Here is an 18,106-nt window from a genome sequence, read left to right as displayed (position 1 = left end):
CTACCAAAATACTCAATATTACAGTATAGTAACAGGAGTATTTGGGCAGTTGAAGTAGAGGCTCAAATTATTGAATGGCACGGATAGCTCTTCCGTAGTGTAACTCCGATGATATGCTGCCACATGCATTCCTATAGGCTTCCTTAACCGTATCGCCCATTTCCCGTACAGCTTGGGCATATGCCATCAAGGATATTGATTGGTGATGATCGGAACTCATGCTCCTGGTGGCAGCGAGGATATTGATCAATTGATTGGAGTTAAAACTTTTCTTTGCCAGTTGCTTGAACACCTCTGCCTGATGCGTATCGGAACTCATCCCTTTTAGCGCTGAAAGCAGGGCTTCTAAACTACCTCCGTCAAGGTCTTGTTTTTGGACAGCCTTCTTCAATACCTGGGCCTTGTGATGGTCGGAACTCATACTACGATTCACCAATTGAAGTACATCCGTTAAGGATTTTCCATCCAATTTTTTGTCCAATACCGCAGAAAAAACATTTGCGCTATGATGATCTGAACTCATAGTGGATATGGATTTAAGAAGCACATTATAACCACTTCTCGAAAGTTGGGGAGAGGCAAGGGCGGCTTTCAAAACCTGTTCCTTGTGATGGTCGGAATTGATGCTTTGCGATGTGGCGATCAATACGTTAATGTTTTCGGTATTGAGAGGCCTGTTTTTCAATACGGTCAACAACACTTGTGCCTTATGATGGTCAGAACTGATATTTTCGGTAATCGCGAAAAGGGATTTCATCCGAGTCTCGGAAATTTCACCGTCCCTTATGGATTTTTTGAGTACTTCCGCCTTGTGATGGTCGGAACTTATTTTACCTGTTGCTTCTATATAAGCGGCTGTTGTACCATCTGTAGATAAAAATGTCTTCGTTTTGTGTTTAAGGATTTGTGCTTTGTGGTGATCGGAGCTGATATCATTTCCAACAACGTTCAATATGGCCGTCAAATCATTGTTATTCGGGTTTTTGTCCAATAAAAGTCTTATATATGTGGATTTAACATGGTCGCTATCCATATTTCCGACTTCTTGAAGCACGGCTTGGGAACCTCCTTTTTTATAGAACCGATTTACCCGTTGTTTGGCCCCCAAGGTCGATGACCGAAGCACTTCCGGAAGTATTTCGGCCAGCCATTTTCTTCCTTCGGATTCGAAGTTTTCCTCCGAACCGCCTACATAATACTTCTTGATGAGCTTCCCGTTGGTTCCAGGCTCCATAAAAATACGTCGCCGATTACCGAATGCAGATTTTTTAATTTCCATATAACCACCCCTTGAAATGGCCTTAATGTCCTTGTCGTCATCTGATAATGTGATGTCCCCTTCAAATTCTAACGAAAAACTCTTTTTGTTGCCATTTTTGACCGTAATGGTAGTCTTTCCATTGTTCTTGTTCACGCTAACGGAGGAGTAATGTTTTTGTGCATGGGCCTCTCCGGTACTTACCCAAAAAAGAAGTACTAACAAATTCAATAGCATACCGAGGAAAACTTTAGATAGATTGATCATGATTGTTCGTTTTTTGATTGATGATAGCTCAAAGATGCTGTAGATTATTGTTCCAAGAAAATTAAATGTAATGAGTTGGACAATCTATGTAGTGAACTGTACGATCAAGGTCTATTGATTTTAAAAGGCGTTAAAATACGACTCTAGGTTTGCTAAATTTTTGAATACCGGAAAACGGATTTTACTCCTTCTTTTATTTTGTTTTCGATAAAGTGTAATCATTCAATTTTTAAGGAAAGGGTTGCCGGAAATTTTAGGAATATGATGTAGCTAGGTTTATGTACTCGGATTTTACCTTCAAAATCTGTAAGATTATAAAATAAAAACAATATCTTTAAACATCATCTTAGATGATTACCTTCCTCTAAATCTTTGACGGATTACCCTTGTGCTCACAGCAATTTGGAATATAACTTTTAAATGTTTTGATATGCGTTTACTTAAAATAACGTTGTGTTTCGGTTTGGTCTGGACCATGACCTCTTGCTATTCTGTACGTTTTCAAGTAGAAAACGGTCAATGGGAGCCAAAGGATACAGAGGGTGGAGACCCATACTATAGTGGGTACTATGTTCGCACTGTTCAAAAAAAAGTAGTTTTTAAGAAGCTGACAACAGGAGCCGACTACTTTAATATTTCAGATTGTGAATCAGGGGCACTACATACTGTGGAGTATAGAAACACTTTTGGGGGTATTCTATTAAACCTGGTCACCTTTGGAGGAAGGAAGAAGGTAAATGTAAAATACGTTTGCATTAAGGAAAATAGCATGTAATATGGCCACAACCAAAATTGATAACCGTACACGTTGGGATACGCTACATAAGAACGGCCCATTCCCTTTAAAACTTTTTCTGACCACAAAATTGGAAAAGAACTCCTCTGGTCTTTCTGGATTTGAAAAATATAAGGATGTTGCTGTAGAAATTCAAAAGTTGATACAGCAGGCTGCTGATAGCAATGAACAATTTAGGGCCATTGGTTCAAAATGGTCCATGTCCAACATAGCGCACTGTAAGGATCGGATGCATTACAATAGCTATATGAATCTCAAATTCCCCATTTTTGAGGGTGAAATGCACCAAGATTCCAACTATGAGCACAGTAACCTGTTCTGGTTCCAATGCGGAAATCAAATCAAGGAGATTTCACTTTTTCTGGAAAGAAGGGGGAAATCGCTTAAAACCTCCGGAGCAAGTAACGGACAAACCATAGCAGGTTGTATCTCCACCGGAGTACACGGTTCTACAATTGATGTAGGCTCCGTTCAAGACTATGTGGTGGGCCTTAATCTTATTACAGGTCCAAACCCGGAGGACAACATCTATCTGGAAAGGAAATCGAGACCGGCTTTACGGGATACGTATGTCCAGAATCTAAATGCGAGGGTAATTCGCGATGATGAAACTTTCAACGCGGCCTTGGTCGGTCTCGGATCTATGGGCTTTATACATGGAGTGGTCCTAGAGGCGGAAAACTTGTTCCTACTCCATAGATATGTTAAAAAAATCGATAAGGCCAAAGCACTTCAACTTGCGAACACGCTAGATTTTAGCAACTATGACCCTGAAATTCCTGGCACAGATTTCAGGGGAGTTCGTCCTTTTCATTACAAGGTATTTATGAATCCCTACAATACCGATGAAGAAAAGTATGCGGTAGAATTCATATATAAAATGAAGTACTATGAAGATTACAAGACAGATTTTGGCAACCCCATTCCTTTTCAGAAAGAATTTGTGTATTTGGATCTTCTATACTTGTTCATTAAGATTGCAGAAAAGTTTCCAAAATCCATACCTAAGCTTATTAACCTGTTAAAATCATCCATACTGCCGAAGGAAGAAAAAACCACGGTAGGAAAACTATCCGAAATTTTCTGGGATACAGGTTTTCAGGGGAAGGCTTTTGCCTGCTCGTTCGGAGTGGATCACACCCATTCTTCCAAGGCATTGGAATTATTGGCCAAATTAACTAGGGAACATCCGGTTCCGGGTATTTTTGCAATGCGGTTTATAAAAAAATCAGAAGCTACCATGGCCTTTTCTAAATTTCCATTTACCTGTATGGTTGAAATAGATGGAATTCAATGGAGCGATAAAGAAAAAATCATTGGTCTAAAGGAATATTCCAAAAAACTGATCGGTGTCTTAAAGGATAACGACATACCCTTCACAATTCATTGGGGTAAGAATGCGGATTGGGAATTTCCCGGTTTGGTGGAACATATGTATGGAAACGAGGTAAAGAAGTGGAAAAAAATTAGGAATAAGTTACTCACCATACCTATGCAGGATGTATTTTCCAATGCATTCTTGGACTCAACAAAACTTTCGGAACCCTTAGCAGCGGATGAAGACTTGATTGTCTAGATCTGGACTAAAGGAAGCCAGACTTTTTTTGATTCAAAAATCGAAAGCTAAACGGTATTGAAATTCCTTGGCTACAATAAATCAAAATACAATTACCCATAGAATTTTGGCTTAAGCCTTTATCTTACTGCTCTAATATCAATTTATTGGATAAGTACATATAACGGGTATACGGTTTGGACCTTTCTCCGGCATATTCATAAGCTTTGCCAAAGTGAAAGGTGGCTTTTTCCTGATTCTTATCCTTTATATAGTATTCACCCATAGCTAAATGTGCAACGTAATTGTTGGGATCCTTTTTCAGCATTTCAGATAAGAGGTTATAGGTTTTCTCCCTGTCCCCTTCCAGAAGCATAAAGCTAAGTGGATAATAGTAAAAATAAGGGAACCCCTCACCTAAGGCAATTGCTTCTTCTTTGCATTTTTGGCTTTCTTGTACCCTACCCTTTTTTCAAGTAATTCTGATTTCAACATTGTATTGCGAAACTCCTCTTTGATGTCTAATGATTTTTTCACATATTCCAAGGCCTTATCCAGATCCTTTGGATTTTGAGCAATAGTAAGCTGCGCGATTTTAATATAATCGTCCACAGTCTTTTCCTCCTTGTTTTTCAAATCCACTAAGACGTTGGCCGGTACATCAACCGAAATTTGAATGCCACATTTTATATCCGTCCAATGTAGTTCCAAGATGGCCGATTCAGGTTCACGGGATACAAAGTCATAGCTCAACCATTCTTGATAGGATGCTTTTTTTGGAACTTCGGTTACGCGTAAGGCATCCTCTTCTTTTTTATAACTAAAACTGCCCCAACTTTTTGCATTTTTAGAGAATATGTAAATCCATTCATTTTCTTTGACGAAAATATGTAGGCCATATTTTCCTTTGGGCAATGGCTGCCCTTGAATCATGACGTCATGGGTGAACGCTATAGTAGTATTTTCATTTGAGCCGGCCCGCCACGGATATTCTATTCCGTCAACAATGAAGTCATAGGGAACGATTCCTCCAAAAATTTCACGTCCTTTTGCCAAGGGACTGTGGTATACCACAGTGACGTCGGTTGTTCCTATGCGCTGTGTAATACTAGCCCTTTGACTAACCTTGGTGGCCACCAACATATCTTGAGCGTTCGCTCCAAGGAGTCCCAACACTAGAGTAAGGAACATGTATATTGAAATGACTTTTTTCATCGGTCTATATTTTTGAGTCTTTACGTAATGGTTATTGTATTTTAATCCCAGAAGGATCGGAAAATCTTCCCGTTACCAACCATCCTCCAAAATCTTCGGATACGGCTACTAAAAGTGTATTTTCCCCCTTCTTAAGATTGAGATAAACGGCATCAAACAGACCAACAGTGCCCAAATAACGGTAGTCTCTGGATCGAAACCTGTTGGTACCCTTGTATATAGGCTGTTCGTTTAAAATAACCACGGCCCTATCGCTATAGCCAAATTCGAAAAGTTTGGTTTGGTCCTTGTTCGAGGTAACAGTAATTTTGGCAAATACCGTATTTCCGGGCCCGTCATCGTACAATTGTACTTGTCTGGATATATTGGCAGCGGTACCTTCCTCTACATTGATTTTTTTGCCCCACGTTCTACCGTCGATTACAGCTTTAAGCCCTGTATGTTCTTTTATCAATTTTTCCTCGAATTTATCCGATACCTCCCATTGTGGAACTAACCCTTCAATCGGTTTTCTTTCGATGGGTTTGAAATCCTTAATTTCGTGGTCTTCTTTATTTATGGTGATATTGGCAATATGAAGAGCCTTGCCACCACCACCTGTAAATCGGATTCCTCCTTCTTTGGGTTGGTGGAAAAGATTCCATGACAGATTGGGCTGTTTCGCATGGTTCAAGTACACTTGCGCCCTATTTCCGTCAACCACTATTTTTACATGGGTCCAATCATCATAGGTATACTTATAGGGAAAGGAATATCTGGGACCAAAATAAAGTTGCCATGGCGTAATTCCTTTCGTTGAAGGGATGGCTTGATTGGCATCAGGATTGCCCGATTGGTGAGGGCGTAAATAAAAGTGTTCCGCATCGGAATTGTTAATTCTAAAATATACTCCTGGAAATGCGGGTGCTTTTTTTAAAAAAATATCGTATTCAATGGTGCCGTTCAAAAAAAGAACATCCTTTAAGGCTATTTCCCCTTCCTTAAGATAAATGGCTTCCTGTCCTTTAAAATTCTCAAGTACGTAGGATTTCGCATTGATATCCCAATGAACCGTATCCAAAGGAATCGCTTTCTGCGCCAATCCAAAAGTAACACTACTTAAAATGATACTGATACTACATAGTCTTTTTATCATTTGATTTAAATTTTATCACTCAAAATTCCACAACCCGATTAATATGAGGAAAACAAATTGGTTCAAGTTGGTTCATTCCTATTCAGATCTTATTTTTTTGTGATCTTTGTAGCATAGGCTATACTGATGTTTCCGGAATACAAATTGGTACAACAATGTTTACGACGGATTGAAGACAATCTGGGTTGGGGCACTTCTAGCGAGTGGCACAATGATATGTTTGTTGAACTGAGTGAACAAATTCAAAAACGCACACAGGTCCTGTTAAGTCCAACCACATTGAAAAGGGTATGGGGCCGAGTGAATTATCAAAGTGCACCCAGTATTACCACTTTAAATACACTGGCCCAATTTGCTGGGTACCAAAATTGGAGGGATTTTAAGAATTCCACTACCGTAAAGAAGCCTTCCAGGTTATCCCAAAAATTAAGCCCAAACTTGGGGATTATCATGTTAGGGGCTTCTGCGATGACCCTTGTTTTCATTTCCTTATATTCCCTAACCGGATCAAAAAATGGTACGGATGCCATAGATATTTCAAAAATCGGATTTAGCAGTAGACCCATAACCAGTGGTCTGCCCAACTCCGTAGTTTTTGATCTTGATTTAGACGGAATCCGGTCAGATAGTATCCATATACAACAGTACTGGGACCCTACAAAAACCATTAAACTGAAACCGGGACAAAAACAGGCTACGGGCCAATATTATTTTCCGGGGTATTTCCGGGCCAAGCTTTTGGTAGATGGTACGCCCCTTAAACAACATGACCTTTTTATTAAAACAGAAGGTTGGTTGGGTACTTTAGATTACTCCCCAATTCCTAAATACGTTACCGAGGATAGCATAAGAAAAGGTACACTATCCTTTTCCCAACCTGTACTTGCCGAAATAGCATCAAGTGAACAGCCATTTTTCAGCACCTATCATATGGTAGATGATTTTGCTTCAATTTCCGGAGATAACTTTGTTCTTACCACCTCCATTAGAAATACCTATCGGGAGAAGTGGGCTGTTTGTCAGAATGCTGCTATTGTAATTTTAGGGACAAAGAGCGCGATGATCGTTGAATTTTCCATTCCGGGTTGTGTTTCCGAAGTTGGAGTGATGATGAGTGATGTATATGTTAGCGGTAAGGAACATGACTTATCTGGCCTCGGCGTTGATTTGTCCGATATCCAAAATTTTAAAATCGAAGTAAGGAATAAACAACTTAGGGTGTTTTTGGAAAATGAACAATTGTTTATGGGCGAGTACCATGAATCGTTAGGTACCATTGTAGGTATTCGATATCGGTTTTTGGGAGCTGGAGAAGTCTCCTATACAAAACTTACCGACTTATCCGGCCATACGGTAGCATTGGAAGATGATTTTAAGCAAATCCATTAAAGACTAGCTTTCGAAGCTCATTTACCATCCCAAAGATTGTTCCCTAATATTTTGGGAAGTACTTCTTTTTTATAATTACGGCTCAACGGTATAGTGTGGGAACGAATTTGAATCTCATGTTGAGCCACTCCATCAATTTTATCCACCGCCACGATAAAGGATTTATGTACCCGTAAAAAAGCAGTTGGATTCAATTTCTCCTGTACGTTCTTTAGAAATAATAGGCTCACATATTTACGTTGTGAGGTCTGGATGATTACATAATTCTGCATAGCCTGTACAAACAGGATTTCATCATGATATATCCGCTCGTATTTTCCATCACACTTGATAAAAAAACAGCTCCTTTCCTCCTCTCTCCCTACCGAAACATATTGTTTTTGTAAGAGCCCGATCTGCTGCTTAGCCTTGGTTGCTGCTGTAAAGAAACGATTAAAGGAAACAGGTTTTAACAGATAATCCAGAACATTCAGGTCAAATCCTTCAATGGCATAATTTGGAAAGGCAGTGGTTAAGATGGTCATTGGAGGTTTGGGATTGGACTTTAAGTATTCCAAACCGTTCATCAAGGGCATTTGCACATCCAAGAACAATAGATCAACGGTATTCTCTCCCAATAAACGGGGAATATCCAAGGCAGAAATACCTGTGCCTATACAATTCATGAAGTCTACCTGACCAATATAATTGGTGATGCATTCCCGGGCCAGAGGTTCATCATCGATGACGATACAGTTGATCATCCGCCTACTTTTTTTAACGCTTCCTGGATTTCCTTTTGCAATTTCAACTGTAGTTTTACAGTATGTGTATCTTTTCCTTTGGTTACCACTAAGGTATGCTCATCAGGATAAATAATAACTAATCGTCGTTTTACATTTCTAAGGCCTAAACCACCATAAACAACTCCTTCTGGAAGTGTATGCCGTAACTCAAAATTGGCACTGTTTATTAATTCAAATACCAGTTCATCTCCCTGCAATTGGATATCCAAGCTAATCCATTTCTTAAGTTTTCGATCTTCGGATAGATGCTTAAAGGCATTTTCAATGAAGGGAATGAGAATAAAAGGGGCAATGGTCAGCCCCTCAACTACTTTTGGTACGTCTGTCTTCAACTCAAAATTTTGATTTTGGCGCAAGCTTTCCAGTTCCATAAAACTCTCAATATAGGCCAATTCATTCTTTAGGGGGATTTTAGGACTATTGCATTCGTAGAGTTGGTACCGCAACAAACTTGAAAACTTAATTAAGGATTCCGAGGCCATTTCCGGATTTTTATTGATCAGCACAAAAATAGAATTGATGGTATTGAACAGGAAATGGGGGTTGAATTGGGATTTTAAAAACTTAAGTTCAGTTTCCAATTTCTCTTTCTCCAATGTTTGTTGCCGTTTTTGTGAGTCCACCCAATTCTTGGTCAGTTTTATGCTCATACCCAAGGTCATAGCTGCAACACAGGAAGGCAGGGCATTATGCTTAAAAATGGTCAAAGGACTTCTTGGTGAAAAATCATATAGGTCATAGACCGATATATTGGCTACCGCCCCTACAACGAAATAATTGGCCGTAATAAGTGCTGTCATAGCCAGTATAGTAGAAAGGGTAAATGTTAGGAAAAGGACATACCTTCCCTTTTGAAGAAATCTTGGGATAAGTACATACAGGCAGAAATAGACTCCAAGTGCTTGATAAACAACATAACCCAAGTATTTGACTATACCGTGGGGCTTGGTTACCGATTCAAATACCTCGGTAACATTGCCTGAAAAAATGGTCCACCAAGTAAAATGGTACCCTGCCCAGAATAGGATATGGTGTATTTTATAACGTTCCAAAAAGGCTAAAACCGACATTAGAGTGTTGGTTGACATGACTTTTCTTAAAATTTTTACAACTATACGCTGTCAAGATACGATCACTGCTCTTGTTTTCAAAAAAGACCCTCTTTAACTTGATATCAGGTAGTATTTAATTGACAAGAGACATTTTATGGCCTATCTATTTAAAATGAACATAAAATCCATGCTAATAAAGCACGTGGTAAATATATGGCTACCTGTGGTCATTCTCTTTTTCATAGCGCTTTTGATTTTGGCTACTTGTGGCCAAAATACAAGATATGAAAGTAAGCGGAACGCTTTTGTTACTTTTTTTGGGATATGCCCAAATGGCCATTGGACAGATTTCGGGTTCGGTATTGGATGAATCGGGAAATCCATTGGTTTACGCCAATGTAATACTGATCGACACTTTAAACAATGAATTGCGTACAGGTGCCATTACCGATGAGGATGGCGTCTTTGAAATTGATTTTTCGCAGAGTGGTAATTACATACTCCAAATTAGCCTTTTGTCCTTTACCACTTGGAATTCCGAACCTTTCGAGATTTCTGGCACTGTCTTCAAGAGGCACTTTTCTCCCATTACATTGGATGAGGCGGTTACCACCCTCGAAGGGGTCGCTGTGACCGGAAGAAAGAAGTTGATCCAACGGACTCAAGAAGGGAGCATCATCAACGTACAACAAAGTATTCTCACCAAAGGCAGCACGGCCTTACAGTTATTGGAACGTTCACCAGGAGTGGTTTTGGATCAGCGGAACAATAGTTTTTCCTTGAACGGTAGAAGCGGGGTCATGATTATGATCAATGGGAAACCACAACGCGTTCCAACTGCCGATTTAATGGCCATGTTGAGTGGGATGACTGCCGATACCATTGAAAAAATAGAATTGCTTACCAATCCCTCCGCTCGCTATGATGTGGATGGCAACGCAGGTATTATCAATATTGTATTGGCCCAAAATGAAACCTTCGGTATACGGGGGAATCTTGGCGTTAGTGCCGGCTATGGGGAAGGCCCTAAACAAACGACTAGTCTCTCTTTAAATTATGGGTCGGAGCGGACTACCTTGTTGGGCTCATATACATTCTCCTATGACGATTCATATAGCGGGTTTCAGGCGATAGGCGTTACCCAATTACCGGTTTTGGGAGGTGATACGTATGTGAATTTTTCCAGTGCTACCCAGCGTTTGGACCGCAACCATAACATCAATCTGGGCTATGATTATCAACTATCGGAAAACTCCAATTTTGGCGTAAATGTACTGTACAACACCTCAAGTCCGTTGGTGGCAACCCGTAACCGAGGCCTATATGACTTTAGCAGTACACCCTTTTTAGAGGCAAGAATACATCTTAATGGGGATGGCAACTGGAAGAACCTTAGCACATCTGCTTATTTTGAAACCGGAAACGAAACCCAAAGGTTTACACTCACGGCGGATTATATCAATTATAACAATCGGAATCCCAATGTGGTGAATAGTAGCTATTTTGATGAGAACGGCGATTCTTTTCAGCCCGATAATGAAATCTATAATCTAGGAAATCGCGGATTCAATGAAACCGATATCAATGTAGGGGTACTGAAATTGGACCAACACTATGAGCTTGGTGAACATCTTTCTGTTGAGGCCGGTCTTAAAGGTTCCCTTTCAAAAACGGTAAACAATGCGCGGATCGAAATTCTAGAGGATGGGGTTTTTGTTTCCGATGAGCGCTTTATCAGTACTATTGAAAATGAAGAAAAAATAGGGGCTTTATATGCCCTTACCGATTACACGATGAGTGAAAAACTGAAAATGCAGTTAGGCCTACGCTATGAGTATTGGAATCAAGATTTTGATGATGCCAGTCTAAATCGCAGTTTTGGTAAACTGTTTCCATCCGTATTTCTTACGCATTCATTTTCTGATACTACAGCATTGAATTTTGCATATACCAAACGTATAACGCGACCTAATTATTCGGATTTGGCCTCTTTTCTAATTTATAACGGACCTACATCGGTGTTTAGTGGAAACCCACAACTTCTCCCGGCAATAACTGATAACATTAGCCTAACCTATAACAATAAGTCCTTTAGCCTTTCCTTGCTGGCGACTAATGAGGAGAACCCCATTGCACGTTTTCAGATAACTAGAAATTCCTTAAGTAATGTTGCGGTAATAGCACCGGTAAATGTAGATTATCAACGAAGTATAGATTTTCAAACCAATATACCTATACGAATAAACCATTGGTGGAGCCTTAATTTGAATGGTGCCACCGGGATGAGACAATTTAAATTATTGCATACCGACGAAAAGATTGAACACAGCTACCTGCATTACAATTTTAATGGAACCCAGACCATGTTATTACCGTTAAATCTCTCTTTGGAAATATCCGGTTGGTACACTTCCGAACATTTTAACGGTAGTACAAGAATTAGTGGATTTGGAAGTCTCAATGCGGGTATAAAGAAAGATTTTAAAAACGGAAGTAGTTTGCAATTCTCCATAACCGATATTTTTGAGAGCGTTGATATTGGTTCACAAGTGGGTTCGTTGACCAGAGAGGCTTTTGGAGATGAATTCAAGGTAAAGTATAGTCCTGAATCGGGTTTTTCACGAATTTACAGAATTAGTTACACCTACCCTTTTGGAAACAGAAAAGTTAAAAATGCAAATACAAGGAGCGGGGCGGATACCGAGAAATCTAGACTATAACTCCTTCAAAGGATGGCCACCAAGACGTATTATCTTTCTAGGTTTACTATTGGTTTTCCCACCACTGGTTGGTACTATCCGAATGCCCCAAGAAAATTGGTTCGCCAATTTGAGGGGTAACCAAATCTACATCCAATTCCTTGGCCTTTTTGACCACCCTTTCAACAGGATCCGTCCAATCATGTAAGGCCAATTTAAAGGCACCCCAGTGAATGGGCATAACCAATTTGGCATTCAAATCTATCCCTACTTGAGCCGTCTCTTCGGGAAACATATGGATATCCGGCCACATTTTATTGTATTGGCCACATTCTACCATAGCAAAATCAAACGGCCCAAAAGCCTTTCCAATTTCCTTAAAATGCGGACCATAACCGCTATCACCGCTGAAAAAAATTGATTCGGTATGTGATTGGATTACCCATGAACTCCATAACGTACTTTGGCGATTATTGAATTTTCTACCGGAAAAATGCTGCGCCGGGGTACATATAAATTTTAATTCCTTAAATTTTACATCTTGCCACCAATCGAGTTCGGAAATACGCTCCTTTTCTATGCCCCAAGCTTCAAGATGTACCCCAACCCCAAGAGGTGTGTAAAACATCTCTACCTTGTCCTTTAGTTTTTTTATGGAATTATAATCCAAATGGTCATAATGGTCATGGGAAATGAGGACCGCATCTATTTTGGGTAATCTTTCAATTTCAATGGGCATTTCAGAATTAAATCGATTTGTTCCCAACCAATCATGGGGTGCCGCTACTTTTCCGAACATGGGGTCTATCAAGACGGTCTTATTGTCAATTTGCAATAGAAATGCCGAATGCCCAAACCAAATCAAACGTGTGTTATCCCTATACTCGGCAATATCCGTGGAATCTATCTTTTTAACAGTTATATCCTGCATAGGACTGCCATTGGGAACATTAGTAAAGAAAAATTTCCGTGCTAACTTCAGGGTTTCCATAAAGGTTAAATCCTCCGGGACGTCCTTTTGGTTGACAAACTGCCCATTTTTGAAGTTTTTCGATTTTTCATATTCTTTCCGTAACGCTGGGGATACATCTCCTCCAAAGGATGGATACAAGTTAACAAAAGCAATATAACCGAGAATTAGGGTTGAAATTAGGATTCCTAGGAATAGTAACATCTTTTTCAGGTATTTTAAGAGTGTTTTCAGTAGTGCGTTATTTTGTATTTTTAAATATGTTATATTTTGATTTTTACATCAATACGTTATGGTAACATTAATTAATTGAGGGTTCTATATTTTGCAGGGCTCATTCCCGTTTTCTTTTTGAAGAGCTTGCTAAAGTGCTGGGGATAATCGAACCCTAGGTCAAACGCAATTTCACTTATGGATTCTGTTGTTCCCAACAATTTGTTTTTGGCTCTATTGATCATATAGGAATGGATATGGTCCATGGCCGTTTTGCCCGTTTCCTTTTTTAACAGATCGCTTAAATAGTTTGGGGACATATGGAGTTGCGTTCCACAGTATTGAACTGTGGGAAGGCCTAGTTCCGCAGGTTTTTCACTATTAAAATAGTTCTTCAAAAGATGGTTGAAATTGTAGATAAGATCTTGATTCAAATTTGTACGTACATAGAACTGACGATCGTAGTATCGCGTACAATAATCGAGTAACAAACCAATATTGGAGACCATCAACTTCTGACTGTGCTTATCGATATTTTGATTATACTCCATTTCAATTTGGCGTACCAAATCCGTTAAGGTCGATTTTTCATCTTCGGACAAATGTAATGCTTCATGTACATCATATGAAAAATAGGAATAGGTATCCATTTGTTCTCCAAGCTCGGACTTTCGAATGAGGTCCGGATGAAACAAAAGCATCCAACCTTTGGCATCCGCCTCAACTTCCTTGGATTCCGTGAATAAAACCTGATCAGGTTTGCTAAAAATCATTGTACCGTTGGTGAAATCATAGGAATTTCTTCCATATCCCATGGAGCCTGAAACACCATCCTTTAAGGATACCATGTATAGCTCCAACATAAACCGCACATCCCCAAAGTCAGTTTCCAATGGAAAATCTTTGATGTTGATCAGGGAAACCAGTGGATGCTTCGGGGGTTGCAAACCCAATACTTGATGGGCCTGAGTAATGGAACTAATGGTAACGATGTTGTTCATTGCTTGAAAATAATAAATTTTATGGGCAAAGGGGTGGCTCGAGATTCTTCTTATTTTGTTTGACCAAGAATTACTTTGTCAAAAATTCTGTCACCAAGGTAGGTGCGTATCCAGACTGTGGGCTTTGCAAATTTTCCAGTTCTATATCTCGTTTTCGGTTCTATTGATTCCATGGTTTTAAAAGCCAATCCGATTATCAGAATTACTTTTTTCATCACCATCGGTTTTATTTCCTTTGGATTGTTATGTCAAAATTATACAGGTAATTACATTAAAAATGAAACATTTTACTGAATGACGAATACATTTTACGGATTCTGTTACGCTCAGTATTTTTAGCTAAGAAAGTCTTTGGAGTACAGGCCGATTGCTTTTAATTAGAGTTTTCAAGAAGCAATTTAGTTGAGAAAATTATTCCTCCAATAGCGTTTTGATCCTTTTTAAATCTGCTTTATTTGCCCTTCGCACCGCAGTGACCATAATTGGCGTAAAGAGCTTCGAAAAGCCAGAAGGAATACCCCTGTTCCGTAGGGTCATTTTGGTAGTATCTGGGCCAATTTCCTCCCATGAATATGTAGTCTCCATAGGAAACGGTCCTTCTGAAGTTTTCATCACCATTTTTTGTCCAGGGACAAATTCGGTGACTTCATAAATGTAGGCCAATTGACGTCCCAAGAATTGTGCTTTGAAGGCTATTTTAGACCCCTGTGCCAGGGGCTTGGGCGTTTTCCATTCTACTGACTTAATATTGGTATACCATTTCGCGGCATTCTCGGGATTGGAAGCATAGACCGAAACTTCTTCGATAGGAACTTGGATAACGATTTCCGTTGTAACATCTACCATAAAAGTTGTTTTGAATGAAGTCCCCTCACATTACGATCAAAGGATTAGCGATACCCTTCACTACCATAGGCCTCTCCCTTTCCCGTTTGGCAATATTGACGCAAACTTTCCATATACCGACCCCAACTAAAACAGCAACTGGAATAGAAATCATTTTGTTCTTGCCATCCATTATGTGAAAAACGGACGCGGGTCTTTCCTTCGTTTTCATCCAATGAAAAAACAAAGGTATGGCCCAACCACCCATGATCACTGGCCACGCATTCCCAAACGATTTTTTCGTCAGCAACAAGTTCTACCACCTTCATTTTAGGTCCTTTATAATCGCCAAAATCGAATTGGATATGCTTGCCCAGACCCGAACTGCCTTCAGTCTGTACGGTCCACCAATTGGATAGCCCCTCTATGGTAGCTATAGCATTGAATACATTTTGTCTCGGAGCATCAATATGGAACAGATGTTTTATGGAATAGGTCATGTTTTTTAGTTTAAGACGAATTGGCCCTTATGAATTGGACAAAATTCAAATATTTTATCCTCTATGATAAACACAAGGATTTGGAATCTAACAAAAGTAACTTGCCTAAACATGGAATATGAAGCTTTGTTTTCCTTTAGATATTTGATTTTCAGATGGGTATCGTAGTATTGGATATACTATACCTATAAAAACTTCTTGAGATTTTGTTTGAAATAGGCTGCACTATCCGTTATACTCCGAATGGAGCTGTGGGCAAAATTTCCACCCTTTTCCAAATAGTTAACATTGCGGATCACTTGTACTGTTATTGGACAGCAGTTCGATTTAATCAATTGAACTATTTCCGGATTCCTAGGCTTAGAATTTTTGGCACCTACTGGAGGAAATTCATCTAGATTGTAAATCTAGGCTAAAACAAGCGAAGGACTATTCTTCGGCAATATCCTCAATATCGCCACTGTAGCGAATCTGAAATCGTTGGGAACTATTAACGTTTATACTACCCTTCAAATTTGGAAACAGCTTTAGGTTTACGTTGTAGTTTTCGGTCTTATCATTAATTTCAAAATGTACCGCGTAACTTTGATCTTTTGTGTCCTTGGTTATTTCGAAATCTTTAGGGATTCCTTTAAATTTTATGGCAGTTGTGGTACTATTGTATCCCCCTCCCATTTGCCGTTCCCCATAGTATGGCAGATAAGCGGAAACACTATCCCCAAAAACCCTCAAATAATTGGGGTTCCCTATTAGTGTGATACGGCTTCCTGCACTTCCCGGTGGGAAAAGACCGGCATTACTAATACTGTTCATGCTATTGGTCATTTGGGGCATGGCCCATTCGGAAACGATTTCAAAAGACTTTTGGCCTATCATTTCATCCAGTTTCCCGCTTTCTGCGGTTGGTTCCATTGTTTTTGACGAACTTCCACAAGCCCAGATCATAAGAAGCAAAACCCCAATACCTATTTTTAGTTTCATGATATATACATTTGAAAGGTTCTCCTTAAGATACTAACAATCTGGAATATCCGATTCTAAAATTTTCTTAAAATCCTAAATTTTCGATAAATTATTTGTGGGTTTTGGTTTAGCCTTTCCTAAAAAAATTAGGACTCCTTACTTTCTGTTTGCTTGTATTGATAAAATAAACGCCCGTTAGCAAAACAATTGCCGCAATTACAGATTGAAGTGTAATCTGTTCATCTAAAATATACCAACCCAAAATCATAGCTACGATAGGATTAACATAAGTATTGGTAGCCACCTTTTCCGGGGAGACCACTTTTAGCAAGTAATTAAAGGAAGTAAAGGCGATGATGCTCCCAAATAATATCAATAAGATCATTGCCAATTGTACCTGGGTCCCCCACTCCATTGGCGAAGTCCACGTCTCCCCTAACGCTAGGCTTATTATAGCCAATAACAATCCTCCCATTAACATCTGATACCCCGTATTCACAAAAAAATTGGATGGGAAGTCAGCCCTGCCGACAAATAGACTGCCATAAGCCCAAGACAACATCGCTGCGAATATCATGCAAATGCCCACAAAAGAATGCTCCTGTTGCAGGATAGTTTTTTGGCTTACCAGCAAATAAATACCGATTATACCCAAAACGATTCCTACCAAGGACATGGGTTGGATTTTTTTCCCTTGTAGCATCCACATGAGCAATAAAATAACCAAAGGCTGCGCCGATATTTCCAGAGCCGCAAACCCGCTGTCGACATATTTTAACGCCCACACCACTACTCCATTCCCAAAACTTAGAAACAGGAATCCGGCAATGGTTACATTCTTAAGTTGCCTTTTGGTAATGCGCAATGAAATACCCATGGATTTCGCTATGATAAATACGAGTATCCCTGCCAAAGCAAAGCGAACCGAAGCAAGCATAAATGGCGGCAATTCGGCTACGGCTATCTTATTGAGCAAGTAGGTAGAGCCCCAAATAACATAGATTGAAAAGAAGGCCAAAAGGATAAGTGTAGTTTGCCTGGATTGGGCCATGAGAATACTGCTATAGTCTAATTCTGTACAATAGTACGGATTACTTTTTAATAATTGAATGTGTTAAGTTCTAGTAAAAATCGATTAAAATGAATCTTCAAATGGATTTCTTTAAATTGTTAAAAAATAAGTAATAACATCTATAATTGTAGGAATATACATATAAAAATAGTATATTTATGAAGTAAAGGCCTCATCTCCAAAGCCTCTAGTTTGAAACAGCGGGGAACAAAATCTTATATGTCATGAAAAAGTTGAGCTTAACAAATCTTAAAAAGCAGGAAATGGAAGAATCCCAAATGAAAAAAGTCAAGGGAGGAGCTTGGTTCTGTTATCCAGAGTATTATTGTGGTGCTTACTATTGTGCCAATGTAAATCCAGGTGCCTGTTGCTGCCCTTAAGACAGCGTTCAAGTTTTAAATGGAATAAAGT

18 protein-coding genes are annotated in these 18,106 nt (G+C 39.4%); 5 read left to right on the top strand and 13 right to left on the bottom strand.

Translation table 11 applies throughout. The features are described 5' to 3' along the window. Nucleotides 1-67 precede the first annotated feature (67 nt). Nucleotides 68-1,525 carry a hypothetical protein gene (locus tag D7Z94_RS09355; RefSeq protein ID WP_120711296.1) on the bottom strand — a complete coding sequence of 486 codons (1,458 nt, stop codon included), beginning with the start codon at nucleotides 1,523-1,525 and terminating at the stop codon, nucleotides 68-70. A 430-nt stretch (nucleotides 1,526-1,955) separates the two neighbouring features. On the opposite strand from D7Z94_RS09355, the gene D7Z94_RS09350 reads away from it, so the two are divergent. Then, nucleotides 1,956-2,300, top strand: coding sequence for a hypothetical protein (locus D7Z94_RS09350; protein ID WP_120711295.1), 345 nt, complete (start codon nucleotides 1,956-1,958; stop codon nucleotides 2,298-2,300). Between the two features lies 1 nt (nucleotide 2,301). Further along, a complete protein-coding gene (locus D7Z94_RS09345; protein WP_120711294.1) occupies nucleotides 2,302-3,897 on the top strand; it encodes an FAD-binding protein in 1,596 nt (531 codons plus the stop codon). A gap of 124 nt (nucleotides 3,898-4,021) precedes the next feature. Here D7Z94_RS09345 and D7Z94_RS09340 read toward each other — a convergent pair whose 3' ends face one another. From D7Z94_RS09340 to D7Z94_RS09330, 3 genes are read right to left on the bottom strand one after another with little or no spacing between them, the layout of a single operon-like run. Beyond that, the gene (locus D7Z94_RS09340; RefSeq protein WP_120711293.1) at nucleotides 4,022-4,252 is read right to left on the bottom strand and encodes a hypothetical protein; all 231 of its coding nucleotides are present in this window, start codon (nucleotides 4,250-4,252) and stop codon (nucleotides 4,022-4,024) included. Between the two features lie 41 nt (nucleotides 4,253-4,293). After that, complete coding sequence (locus D7Z94_RS09335; RefSeq protein WP_120711292.1) at nucleotides 4,294-5,091, bottom strand: DUF2911 domain-containing protein; 798 nt, start codon at nucleotides 5,089-5,091, stop codon at nucleotides 4,294-4,296. Between the two features lie 31 nt (nucleotides 5,092-5,122). Further along, on the bottom strand, nucleotides 5,123-6,226 hold the full coding sequence (locus D7Z94_RS09330; protein WP_120711291.1) for a hypothetical protein: 1,104 nt from the start codon (nucleotides 6,224-6,226) through the stop codon (nucleotides 5,123-5,125). A gap of 126 nt (nucleotides 6,227-6,352) precedes the next feature. Between D7Z94_RS09330 and D7Z94_RS09325 the strand changes: the two genes are divergently transcribed. After that, nucleotides 6,353-7,615, top strand: a complete 1,263-nt coding sequence (locus tag D7Z94_RS09325) for a hypothetical protein (protein ID WP_120711290.1) — start codon at nucleotides 6,353-6,355, stop codon at nucleotides 7,613-7,615. A 17-nt stretch (nucleotides 7,616-7,632) separates the two neighbouring features. Here the strand turns inward: D7Z94_RS09325 and D7Z94_RS09320 are convergent, their stop codons facing one another. Both D7Z94_RS09320 and D7Z94_RS09315 read right to left on the bottom strand, forming a co-directional pair. Then, complete coding sequence (locus D7Z94_RS09320) at nucleotides 7,633-8,358, bottom strand: LytR/AlgR family response regulator transcription factor (RefSeq protein WP_120711289.1); 726 nt, start codon at nucleotides 8,356-8,358, stop codon at nucleotides 7,633-7,635. Beyond that, complete coding sequence (locus tag D7Z94_RS09315) at nucleotides 8,355-9,488, bottom strand: sensor histidine kinase (RefSeq protein ID WP_120711288.1); 1,134 nt, start codon at nucleotides 9,486-9,488, stop codon at nucleotides 8,355-8,357. The genes D7Z94_RS09320 and D7Z94_RS09315 overlap by 4 nt, the downstream gene beginning before the upstream one ends. Before the next feature lie 248 nt (nucleotides 9,489-9,736). On the opposite strand from D7Z94_RS09315, the gene D7Z94_RS09310 reads away from it, so the two are divergent. Further along, nucleotides 9,737-12,172 (top strand): TonB-dependent receptor domain-containing protein, encoded by a 2,436-nt coding sequence (locus D7Z94_RS09310; protein ID WP_120711287.1) that lies wholly within the window; start codon nucleotides 9,737-9,739, stop codon nucleotides 12,170-12,172. Between the two features lie 46 nt (nucleotides 12,173-12,218). Here the strand turns inward: D7Z94_RS09310 and D7Z94_RS09305 are convergent, their stop codons facing one another. The 7 genes from D7Z94_RS09305 to D7Z94_RS09280 form a co-directional block, all read right to left on the bottom strand. Continuing rightward, nucleotides 12,219-13,325, bottom strand: coding sequence for an MBL fold metallo-hydrolase (locus D7Z94_RS09305; protein WP_120711286.1), 1,107 nt, complete (start codon nucleotides 13,323-13,325; stop codon nucleotides 12,219-12,221). A 101-nt stretch (nucleotides 13,326-13,426) separates the two neighbouring features. Further along, nucleotides 13,427-14,335, bottom strand: coding sequence for a helix-turn-helix domain-containing protein (locus D7Z94_RS09300; RefSeq protein ID WP_120711285.1), 909 nt, complete (start codon nucleotides 14,333-14,335; stop codon nucleotides 13,427-13,429). 50 nt (nucleotides 14,336-14,385) lie between these two features. Continuing rightward, a complete protein-coding gene (locus D7Z94_RS25625; RefSeq protein ID WP_158594612.1) occupies nucleotides 14,386-14,550 on the bottom strand; it encodes a hypothetical protein in 165 nt (54 codons plus the stop codon). Between the two features lie 196 nt (nucleotides 14,551-14,746). Further along, nucleotides 14,747-15,181, bottom strand: a complete 435-nt coding sequence (locus D7Z94_RS09295; RefSeq protein ID WP_120711284.1) for an SRPBCC family protein — start codon at nucleotides 15,179-15,181, stop codon at nucleotides 14,747-14,749. Between the two features lie 44 nt (nucleotides 15,182-15,225). Then, nucleotides 15,226-15,660 (bottom strand): SRPBCC family protein, encoded by a 435-nt coding sequence (locus D7Z94_RS09290; protein WP_120711283.1) that lies wholly within the window; start codon nucleotides 15,658-15,660, stop codon nucleotides 15,226-15,228. Nucleotides 15,661-16,089: 429 nt separating this feature from the next. After that, nucleotides 16,090-16,641: a DUF4251 domain-containing protein gene (locus tag D7Z94_RS09285; RefSeq protein WP_120711282.1), complete on the bottom strand. Its 552-nt coding sequence runs from the start codon at nucleotides 16,639-16,641 to the stop codon at nucleotides 16,090-16,092. 109 nt (nucleotides 16,642-16,750) lie between these two features. Then, the gene (locus tag D7Z94_RS09280; protein ID WP_120711281.1) at nucleotides 16,751-17,674 is read right to left on the bottom strand and encodes an EamA family transporter; all 924 of its coding nucleotides are present in this window, start codon (nucleotides 17,672-17,674) and stop codon (nucleotides 16,751-16,753) included. Between the two features lie 245 nt (nucleotides 17,675-17,919). Here D7Z94_RS09280 and D7Z94_RS09275 point away from each other — a divergent pair, with 245 nt between their 5' ends. Next, nucleotides 17,920-18,075, top strand: a complete 156-nt coding sequence (locus D7Z94_RS09275; RefSeq protein WP_120711280.1) for a TIGR04149 family rSAM-modified RiPP — start codon at nucleotides 17,920-17,922, stop codon at nucleotides 18,073-18,075. The last annotated feature ends 31 nt before the right edge of the window (nucleotides 18,076-18,106 follow it).

The sequence above is a fragment of the Ulvibacterium marinum genome, assembly GCF_003626755.1.
GTDB lineage: Bacteria > Bacteroidota > Bacteroidia > Flavobacteriales > Flavobacteriaceae > Ulvibacterium > Ulvibacterium marinum.
This window is presented reverse-complemented; position numbering and strand designations above follow the sequence as displayed.

Excerpts from the sequence above, each read along its gene's own strand:
- D7Z94_RS09295 (WP_120711284.1), bottom strand. The coding sequence starts at position 15,181 with ATGGTAGATGTTACAACGGAAATCGTTATCCAAGTTCCTATCGAAGAA.
- D7Z94_RS09330 (WP_120711291.1), bottom strand. The coding sequence starts at position 6,226 with ATGATAAAAAGACTATGTAGTATCAGTATCATTTTAAGTAGTGTTACT.
- D7Z94_RS25625 (WP_158594612.1), bottom strand. The coding sequence starts at position 14,550 with ATGAAAAAAGTAATTCTGATAATCGGATTGGCTTTTAAAACCATGGAA.
- D7Z94_RS09310 (WP_120711287.1), top strand. The coding sequence starts at position 9,737 with ATGAAAGTAAGCGGAACGCTTTTGTTACTTTTTTTGGGATATGCCCAA.
- D7Z94_RS09280 (WP_120711281.1), bottom strand. The coding sequence starts at position 17,674 with ATGGCCCAATCCAGGCAAACTACACTTATCCTTTTGGCCTTCTTTTCA.
- D7Z94_RS09340 (WP_120711293.1), bottom strand. The coding sequence starts at position 4,252 with ATGCTTCTGGAAGGGGACAGGGAGAAAACCTATAACCTCTTATCTGAA.
- D7Z94_RS09345 (WP_120711294.1), top strand. The coding sequence starts at position 2,302 with ATGGCCACAACCAAAATTGATAACCGTACACGTTGGGATACGCTACAT.
- D7Z94_RS09285 (WP_120711282.1), bottom strand. The coding sequence starts at position 16,641 with ATGAAACTAAAAATAGGTATTGGGGTTTTGCTTCTTATGATCTGGGCT.
- D7Z94_RS09355 (WP_120711296.1), bottom strand. The coding sequence starts at position 1,525 with ATGATCAATCTATCTAAAGTTTTCCTCGGTATGCTATTGAATTTGTTA.
- D7Z94_RS09335 (WP_120711292.1), bottom strand. The coding sequence starts at position 5,091 with ATGAAAAAAGTCATTTCAATATACATGTTCCTTACTCTAGTGTTGGGA.
- D7Z94_RS09290 (WP_120711283.1), bottom strand. The coding sequence starts at position 15,660 with ATGACCTATTCCATAAAACATCTGTTCCATATTGATGCTCCGAGACAA.
- D7Z94_RS09350 (WP_120711295.1), top strand. The coding sequence starts at position 1,956 with ATGCGTTTACTTAAAATAACGTTGTGTTTCGGTTTGGTCTGGACCATG.
- D7Z94_RS09315 (WP_120711288.1), bottom strand. The coding sequence starts at position 9,488 with ATGTCAACCAACACTCTAATGTCGGTTTTAGCCTTTTTGGAACGTTAT.
- D7Z94_RS09300 (WP_120711285.1), bottom strand. The coding sequence starts at position 14,335 with ATGAACAACATCGTTACCATTAGTTCCATTACTCAGGCCCATCAAGTA.
- D7Z94_RS09320 (WP_120711289.1), bottom strand. The coding sequence starts at position 8,358 with ATGATCAACTGTATCGTCATCGATGATGAACCTCTGGCCCGGGAATGC.
- D7Z94_RS09275 (WP_120711280.1), top strand. The coding sequence starts at position 17,920 with ATGAAAAAGTTGAGCTTAACAAATCTTAAAAAGCAGGAAATGGAAGAA.
- D7Z94_RS09325 (WP_120711290.1), top strand. The coding sequence starts at position 6,353 with ATGTTTCCGGAATACAAATTGGTACAACAATGTTTACGACGGATTGAA.
- D7Z94_RS09305 (WP_120711286.1), bottom strand. The coding sequence starts at position 13,325 with ATGTTACTATTCCTAGGAATCCTAATTTCAACCCTAATTCTCGGTTAT.